At 61.6% G+C, this 1,439-nt stretch carries 2 protein-coding genes; both read left to right on the forward strand.

The genetic code is table 11. The annotated features are described in order from the left end of the window. Positions 1 to 222: 222 nt before the first annotated feature. Positions 223 to 549 carry a helix-turn-helix domain-containing protein gene (locus HNO80_RS17820; protein WP_217501055.1) on the forward strand — a complete coding sequence of 109 codons (327 nt, stop codon included), beginning with the start codon at positions 223 to 225 and terminating at the stop codon, positions 547 to 549. Further along, positions 546 to 1,400, forward strand: coding sequence for an IS3 family transposase (locus HNO80_RS17750; RefSeq protein WP_349627399.1), 855 nt, complete (start codon positions 546 to 548; stop codon positions 1,398 to 1,400). The genes HNO80_RS17820 and HNO80_RS17750 overlap by 4 nt, the downstream gene beginning before the upstream one ends. The last annotated feature ends 39 nt before the right edge of the window (positions 1,401 to 1,439 follow it).

Genomic DNA, 1,439 nt, shown 5'->3' on the forward strand with positions numbered 1-1,439 from the left:
TGAACTGCTCCCCGGAAGTTGGACTGAGAAATTCAGTTCCGACTCCCGGGGAGCAGTTCTATGCATGCATGTAGTTCGTTATCGGAGAATCAGCGCGAGGCCGCTGTAGCGTGGTTTGAGAAAGGCATCGCGGATAGTGCGGCGGCGAGGTTACTGGGCGTGTCTCGCGGACCGGTCAAGCTTCTCTATCGGCGGTGGAGGATCCATGGTCGAGGAGCGCTGGTGGCCAAGCCGACGAGACAGGCGTACTCGTTCGAATTCAAGCTCGCATTGGTCGAACGGTTCATCGCGGGTGAGCCTGCCCCGGTCCTCGCGGCGGAGGTGGGCTTGTCCTCTCCAGTGTTACTGAAAACCTGGGCACGGGCGTATCGCCGTGAGGGTGCGGACGCGTTGCGCCCGAAGCCTAAAGGCAGACCCAAGGCTCCCGATTCCCCGCCGTCCGCGGAGATACCCGAACTGGAGCGGTTGCGGCGGGAGAACGAACGGTTGCGGGCGGAAGTGGCCTACCTGGGAAAATTGCGGGCCTTGAGGGCGCAGGAACGACGGTGAGGGTCCAGGCCCTCACCGCCCTCAAGGCTGACTTCCCACTCCCGATTCTGCTACAGGTCGCCCGCCTTGCCAGGTCGACGTTCTTCTATCACCAGGCCCGCCTCCAGGCCCCTGACCCGCAGGAGGCGCTCAAGACTGCGGTGACGGACATTTTCGAGAAGAACCATGGCCGGTACGGGCACCGGCGCATCCACACCGAGCTGGTCAAGCGGGGGTGGACGGTCGCGAAGAAGACCGTGCTGAAGCTGATGCGTGCGCTGCGGCTGGTCTGCAAGGTCCGGAGGAAGAAGCGCTTCAACTCCTATCAAGGTCAGCAGGGCGCGGTTGCCCCGAACGTGCTGAACCGCGAGTTCGAAGCCAAAGCACCGAACGAAAAGTGGGTGACGGATGTGACCGAGTTCAGCATCGGCGACCGGAAGCTCTACCTTTCACCGGTCATGGACCTCTTCGACCGGCAGATCATCTCTTACGCGGTGGGCCCGTCGCCGAACCTGGAACTCACCAACACATCACTCCGTAAGGCGCTGGCAACGCTCGAGTGCGGGCAGAACCCGCTCGTTCATTCGGATCAGGGTTTCCAGTACCAGCACGTCTCGTGGCGGAATCTTCTGCAGGGCGCCGGCGCAACCCAGTCGATGTCACGCAAGGGCAACTGCTACGACAACGCCGTGATGGAGAACTTCTTTGGACACCTCAAGGAAGAGCTCTTCCACCGCGTCCGGTTCATCAGCACCGACGCGCTGGCAGCGCAGCTGAAGCACTACATCCACTGGTACAACACCGAGAGAATCTCGACAAAGCTAGAGGGCCTGAGCCCGGTGCAATACCGTGCTCAGGCCCTCGCAGCCTAGGCTCTTACTTAGCCAGTCCAACTTTCAGGGACCAGTTCA

The sequence above is a fragment of the Arthrobacter sp. C9C5 genome, assembly GCF_013359735.1.
GTDB lineage: Bacteria > Actinomycetota > Actinomycetes > Actinomycetales > Micrococcaceae > Arthrobacter.